This is a genomic window from Mycolicibacter sinensis (assembly GCF_001667375.1).
Lineage (GTDB): Bacteria > Actinomycetota > Actinomycetes > Mycobacteriales > Mycobacteriaceae > Mycobacterium > Mycobacterium sinense_A.
This window is the reverse complement of sequence record NZ_LZIN01000071.1, coordinates 101,284-108,304: the sequence shown is the minus strand read 5'-3', so window position 1 is coordinate 108,304 and position 7,021 is coordinate 101,284. Positions and strand designations below refer to the sequence as shown.

Here is a 7,021-nt window from a genome sequence, read left to right as displayed (position 1 = left end):
CCGCGACGACCACCAGCGGCAAGATTCAGCGCAGCGCGTGCCGGCAACGCTTCGTCGACGGCGGGTTCACCCCGGTGGCGCAGTGGCATGCACCGCCGCCCGCCGCCACCCCGAAAGGCCCCCGGCTGAACTTCGGCAAACTGGCCGATGCGATGCGGAATTCGTTGCAGCAGCAGCGGTCTCAGCGGGACTGAAACTCAGCCCCGCCCCGTTGATCCCCGCCGCCGCTGCGCCAATCCGGTCGCGGCGAGGCGCACCAGGCCGCCCACCAGCGCACTCTTGACGTCCGGGGTGTCGTCTTCTGGCGGTGGCGCCTGCCACTGCGCCACCGGGGTGAACCCGCCGTCGACGAAGCGTTGCCGGCACGCGCTGCGCTGAATCTTGCCGCTGGTGGTCGTCGGGACCTGCATGGGCTCGACCAGCAGCACATCATGGGCCGAAACATTATGGGTGGCAAGGACTGCCGCCCGGATGGCCTCGACGGCGCCGCTGAGGTCGGAGTCCAGCGACGCGCGGTTCACCTCCTGCACGATCACCAGCTGCTCGTCGGCGCGCGGGGTCGGTTTGACCGTGAACACCGCGGTGCGGCCCGGCATCAGTGCCGGGTCACTGCCGCCCACGGTGTCCTCGATGTCGTTGGGGTAGTACTTGATATCGCGGATCGTGATCAGGTCGTTCCACCGCCCGGTGACGAATAGCTCACCCGCGCAGACGAATCCGAGGTCACCGGTGCGCAAGAACGGGCCCTCACCGGTGTCGGCCAGCGTTGCGCCGAAGGTGCGTTCGGTCTCCTCGGGCCGCCCCCAGTAGCCGTGGGCGATGCTGGGGCCGGATGCCCAGATCTCGCCCACTTGGTCAGCGTCGCACTCGATTCGGGTCTCCGGATCGACGATCAGCACCCGCATCCCGTCCAGCTCCGTGCCGCAGCCCACCATCGGCAGGGCGTCGGGGTCGTCGGCCGCGACGTCGATCACCTGGTTTCGGCCCAGCGCGTTGCGGTCGACGTAGCGCACCCCGGCGGCCACCGGGCTCTGCATTGCGGTGACCAGCAGCGTGGATTCGGCCAGGCCGAAGGCGGCTTGGATGCCGTTCAGCCGAAATCCGGCCGGTGCGAACGCCTCGGCGAAGTTCTGCAGCGTGGTCGCCCGGACCGGCTCGGTGCCGATCCAGGCGTGCGTCAGGTTGGACAGGTCCAGCGCCGCGCGCTGGGCCGGTGTGGTGGTCTTGACGCACAGGTCGTAGGCGAAGGTCGGTGCGCCGGTGATCGTGGCGCGGTGCTGCGACAGCATCTCCAGCCAGCTCGCCGGCCGCTTGATGAAGGTATTGGGCGGCATCATGTACGTCGTGACGCCGACGTAGACCATCTCCAGGACGCCGCCGATCAGGCCCATGTCATGGTGCTGCGGCAGCCACCACACCGCGACGTCGCCGTCGTGGCCGTTCCACCGCTGCCGCACGACCTCCATGTTGTGCATCAGGTTGGCGTGGCTGACCATGACGCCCTTGGGGGATTTGGTCGATCCGGAGGTGTACTGGATCAAGGCGATGTCGTCGGCGTCGATGTCCGGCGCGACCCATTCGGCGGCGTCCGCGCCGGGCTGGTCCAGGGTGCACCACTGCAGCGGGCGCTCGGTGGTCAACGCGTCGATCGCCGGGCGGATCCGGGTCTGCATCTCGGCGGTGGCCAGGGCGAAGTCGGCCTGGATGTCGGTGGCGATCTGCTTGAGCCGGGACAGGGTCTCGTTCATCGGCGCGGCGATGGCGCCGGCGTAGACGCAGCCGAAGTAGCCGACGGCGTTGTCCAGGCCCGGCTCGCAGGCCAACAGCACCCGCCGCCCGGCGGCACCGCGCCGATGCAGCTCGGCGGCGAGGGCGCGGGCGCGCTCGTCGAGCTCCCGGTAGGTGATGCGACTTTGTTCGGCACCACCGTCCGGGCTGAAGCTGAACGCGACTTTGTCGCCGTAACGCTCGGCCTGTTGCTGGAGCAAGTTCATCAGGTTGGTTGCGCTCATGATGCCCCCACCTTAGCGACCCCCTCAGCGCAGAATATCCGTTAACAAAAACCTAAGAATCTGGTTTTTGCCCGAACGGAAGCATCGGTGTGATAGGTCTACAGGGGTCCGCTCGGTCGGACATGTATCGCCTCACGTGCGATTCCCTGGCGTTTTACCCCGGGTTTTCATGAGAAAAATTTCGCTTAGACAAAGTCAAAAACTCATGTAAAGTTCAGCAACGTCCATGATCAGTTTCCGTAGGAGAGCATGATGCAGCTGGCGCTTCGCCCGTACGTCACCCCCGGCGTCGTCATTGCGGGCGCCACGCTCGTGGCGGTCAATGCGGCCGTCCCAACGGCCGTTCTGAAGCCACAGGCCGAGATCCGCGAGGTGCTGCCCGACGTCCAGCACCGTCCGGTGGCGCTCACCGCCGGCCCGGACTTCTTCCAGCCGTACGCCGACCTGTTCAACAACACCGCCACCAACCTGGTAGCGATGGGGTCGGACAACGGCTGGGGCAACCTGATCATGCAGATCCTCAGCGATCCGTCGTCGCTGTCGAAGCTGCCGGAAGTGATCGACTTCCTGACCAACCCGATGCCGACGATCAGTGGCAGCGACCCGATGATGGTCATGCTCTCGCCGCTGCTGACCATGGGCATGGGCCTGATCGGCCCGCTGGTCGCCGTCAACAACGCCTGGCACGACATCAACGAGCAGATCTGGAACCCGACCAACCCGATGGACCCGTTCGCGGCGATCTTCACCGCACCGGCCGTCTTGCTCAACGCATACCTCAACGGCACCGACACCCTGGACATTCTGGGCATCCACATCCCGGCCTGGAACGGGATCCTGGTCCCGGGCCAGAACCTGGAACTCGACCTGACCGCCGGCGACGTGGTCGACGGCCTGAAGATCGGTGACCAGACCGTAGCCAGCCTGCTCGACCAGACCGGCATCGGCACGATGTCGGTGGCGGGCATGCTGACCGGCCTGCTGGACACCTTGGGACTGGGCAACCAGACGCCGGTCGACCTGCTCGACTCCCTCGGGCTCGGCGATCAGCAGATCTCCAGCGTGTTGTCGACCGTGCTCGACGCCGTCGGGATCGGCGACCCCACCATCACCGACATCATGAGCCAGTTGGGGATCGGCGACGTCGAGGTGGCCGACCTGGTCATCGACCTGACCCGCGCGTTGGGCTTCGACAACCCGACGATCACCGGTATCGCCGACAGCGTCGGCGTGGCCGACCTCAAGCTGGCCGACCTGGGCATGAGCGTGTTCAACGCGCTGGGCATCGGCGACCCGACGGTCAGCGGTCTGCTCGGCCAGATCGGCGCCGACGACCTGACGCTGAACGGCCTGCTGACCACCGCGGTCGACGCCCTCGGCCTCGGCGGGCAGACGCCGGCTTCCTTGATCGACGCCCTCGGCGGCGGCGACCTGACCACCCACGAGGTGATCACCTCGCTGCTCGGCGGCCTGGGCCTGGGCAACCAGACCCTGTTCGACCTGCTGAGTCAGGCTGGCGTGGCCGACGCCGACATGGGCGAGATCGTGATCTCCATCCTCGGCGACGCCGGCAACACCTCGATGGCCGACGTGCTCGAGGCGGCCGGCTTCGCCAATGTCACGGTCAAGGACCTCACTGACCTGCTGGGCGTCACCAACCTGTCCCTGGGCACGGTGTTCGGAAACCTGCACAACATGGGGATCATCGGGAACCTCACGATCAACGACTTCATCGCCGCCACCGGCGGCACCCCGCTGGACAAGGGTGGTGACGCCTTGCTGATCACCTCGCTTGGCGGCACAACTCTCGGCCAGATCCTGGACGACCAGGGCATGCTCAACTCGCCGCTGTCCGCGCTGCTCGGCGAGATGGGCACGATGTCGCTGGCCGACATGATCCGCGAGAACTTCTCGATGCCGCTGATCGACATGCTCGCCGGCTCCGGCATGGCCGACATGACCCTGAACGACCTGGTCATGTCGATGATGCCCAACCAGCCGCTGACGGAACTGCTCGGCGACATGGGCAACACCACCCTCGCCGATCTGATCAACCAGCTGGTCCCGGCCAACGTGACCATCGTCGACATGCTCAACGACGCGGGCATCGGCGACCAGCACATCAGCGACCTGCTCAACCAGTTCCTGGGTGACAAGACCGTCGCCGGCGCGCTCGACGACGGTGGCATGGGCAGCATGCACCTCGACGACATCATCCGGCAGGCACTCGGCGGCCAGAGCCTCAACGACATGCTCGGCGAGTTCGGCATCGGCGGTCAGTCGCTGAGCGACCTGTTCGACCAGTTCTTCGGCGACCTGACCGTCAGCGGCGCGCTCATCGATGTGGGCTTGGGCGATCAGACCCTCAACGAGCTGATCGACTCCTTGTTCGGGGCGTCGACCGTGAGTTCGCTCCTCGGCGACTTCGGCACCCAGACCGTCAACGAACTGCTGGTGTCCATGGGTCTGGGCGACCTCACCGTGATCAACGCCCAGATCGAAGAATTCTTCGGCTCGATGGCCTACTTCCTCGACGGCCTGCCGAACCAGATCGCGGCGGTGCTCGGTGCTTAAACAGCTTCAGCGCCACAACAACTTCGGAACTTCCGTCCGGGAGGGCATCATGCAGCAGACACTTCGCCCCTACGTCACCACCGGCCTGGCCATCGTCGGAGTGGGCCTCGTCGCGGTTCCGTCCGCGGCGTCGCAGGCACCGCAGCTGCAGCGGCTCGCCGCCGTCGAGCAGCGGGCCGTCGAGCTGACCGCGGGCGGTGACTTCTTCTCGCCCTACACCGACCTGTTCAACCACACCACCGCCAACCTGCAAGCGCTGAACCAGAATTCAGTCGACATGTGGGGGCTGCTGCAGCACATCTTCACCAACCCGCAGCAGGCGATGGCCGGCATCCCGGACGTCATCAACATCTTCACCAACCCGCTGCCGACCATCGACGCACAGCTCCTGCCCTTCCCGGCCGACATCAGCCTGCAGCTGCCCATGTGGCTGAACTCGATGCTCGCCGGAATGGGCCCGTGGATCAACGTCTTCAACGCCATGCAAGATCTGATGGGCCAGATCTTCAACTTCCAAGACCCGATGGCGGCGCTCTCCGCGCTGTTCGGTGCGCCCGCGATCCTGCTGGACGCATTCCTCAACGGCCACAGCAGCTTTGACCTCGGCGGGTTCAGCATCCCGTTGTTCAATGGTCTGCTGGCGACGAGCCAGCTCGGGATCAACATCGATGTCGGCACCATCGTCGACGCCACCGGCATGGGCAACGAGACCCTGACCGGCCTGCTTTCCGAGATCGGTATCGGCGACACCCCGCTGGACACCCTGATCATCGATCTGCTCGACCAGTTCGGCTTCGGTCACATGACCCCGGTCGACCTGCTCAACGACTTCGGGATCGGCACGGAGTCGCTGTCCAACTTCCTGATCGGGCTGATCAACGAGGCCGGCATCGGCAACCCCACCATCGCGGAACTGCTGTCCGACCTCGGCGGCATCAGCCCGGACGACTCGATCGCCAGCCTGCTGATCGCACTGCTCAACTCGACCGACATCGGTAACCCCACGCTGTCCGAGCTGATCCTGGACCTCGTCGGCGGTGACAACCAGACGGTGGGCGGGCTGATCAAGGACCTGCTCGGCGCGTCGGGCAGCGAATCGCTGGCCAGCCTGGTCGACCCGAGCTGGACCATCGGTGGCCTGCTGACCGACGCGATGGGTAACCCCCCGCTGACCGATTTCTTCGAGCAGCTGGGCCTGGGCAGCCTGACCCTGGGCAGCGCGCTCGGCAGCCTGTTCGGGGAGATGGGCAACGACACGTTGCTGGATCTGCTCAACAGCGGCTTCCTCGGGCCCGACATCACGGGCAACACCGGGCTGCTGGGACTGCTGAGCTCGATGTTCGAGCCCGGAATGACCTTCAACGACTTCATCGGCGACTACGGCAACCAGACCCTCGGGCAGGTCCTGGGGGCAATGGCGGTCGGCGAGAACGAACTCGGCATCGACCCGACCACCATGCTGACCGACATCAAGTTCACCCAGCTGATGTCGATCGCCGGGATGGGCGACACGCCGCTGGCCGAGCTCTCCCCGGAGAACGCCAGCCTGATCGAGAAGATCGGCAACCCGACCCTGAATGCGCTGTTGGGCACCAACACCGTCGGCCAGACCCTGTCGAACCTGGGACTCTATGACGCCACGGTGAGCCAGATGGTCCAGGCGATGGGTCTGTCCAACTACCAGTTGGAGACCCTGTTCGAAGGCTTGGGCAACCTCAGCGGCAACGTCACGCTGGAGCAGTTCTTCACCGACTTGGGCTTCAACCCGACCCTCTCGGAGCTCATGGAGCGCCTGCTCGACGGGATGGGCCTGGGCGACGTCAGCGTGCTCTCCCTCTTCTCCAGTTGGGGCATGGGCAGCATCGGGCTGGAGAACCTGATCGATGCGCTGGGCCTGGACAACCTCAACATCTCCTCGATGCTCAGCGCTCTCGGCCTGAACAACATCGACCTGGACATGTTCATCGACCGAATCGGCTTGAGCGACATCTCGATTGCCGGCTTGCTCAGCGGTCTGGGCTTCGACGACCGGCACCTGGACCAGGTCATCAACGACCTGCTGGGCGGGGTCTCGATCGGCAGCATGCTCGGAGGCCTCGGTCTCGACGAGGTACATCTGGACACCTTCATCACCGACCTGATGACCAGCGTGCTGGGCGACCCGACCGTAGGAACGTTCCTGGGCTGGATGGGGCTGGACAGCAACGATCTGAGCACCATCGTGGCGAACCTCGGCCTGGGCGATTGGTCGATCAACTCGCTGCTCACCGATTTGGGCTTGGGCGCCACCACCATCAACGACCTGCTCAGCGGACTGGGTCTGTCGGATGTGGGCCTGGTCGATGTCAACGCCGACTTCTTCGGGATGCTCCCGGAGTGGTTCAACAACATTCCGCAGCAGATTGCCGAAGCGCTGGGCTTCTACGGCTGATCCT

At 65.4% G+C, this 7,021-nt stretch carries 3 protein-coding genes and 1 pseudogene; 3 read left to right on the top strand and 1 reads right to left on the bottom strand.

The features are described from left to right. Window positions 1–194 (top strand): annotated as a pseudogene (locus tag A5771_RS13950) (fatty-acid--CoA ligase); the annotation flags it as partial. Window positions 195–197: 3 nt separating this feature from the next. Here A5771_RS13950 and A5771_RS13945 read toward each other — a convergent pair. Further along, the gene (locus tag A5771_RS13945; protein ID WP_064855803.1) at window positions 198–2,012 is read right to left on the bottom strand and encodes a fatty acyl-AMP ligase; all 1,815 of its coding nucleotides are present in this window, start codon (window positions 2,010–2,012) and stop codon (window positions 198–200) included. A gap of 249 nt (window positions 2,013–2,261) precedes the next feature. On the opposite strand from A5771_RS13945, the gene A5771_RS13940 reads away from it, so the two are divergent. Both A5771_RS13940 and A5771_RS13935 read left to right on the top strand, forming a co-directional pair. After that, entirely contained in the window at window positions 2,262–4,586 is a 2,325-nt protein-coding gene (locus A5771_RS13940; protein ID WP_064855802.1) for a hypothetical protein, read from the top strand. A 49-nt stretch (window positions 4,587–4,635) separates the two neighbouring features. Then, the gene (locus A5771_RS13935; RefSeq protein WP_064855801.1) at window positions 4,636–7,017 is read left to right on the top strand and encodes a hypothetical protein; all 2,382 of its coding nucleotides are present in this window, start codon (window positions 4,636–4,638) and stop codon (window positions 7,015–7,017) included. Window positions 7,018–7,021 lie beyond the last annotated feature (4 nt).

What these genes read in the sequence shown, in the direction of transcription:
- A5771_RS13935 (WP_064855801.1), top strand. Translation starts at nt 4,636, where the DNA reads ATGCAGCAGACACTTCGCCCCTACGTCACCACCGGCCTGGCCATCGTC.
- A5771_RS13945 (WP_064855803.1), bottom strand. Translation starts at nt 2,012, where the DNA reads ATGAGCGCAACCAACCTGATGAACTTGCTCCAGCAACAGGCCGAGCGT.
- A5771_RS13940 (WP_064855802.1), top strand. Translation starts at nt 2,262, where the DNA reads ATGATGCAGCTGGCGCTTCGCCCGTACGTCACCCCCGGCGTCGTCATT.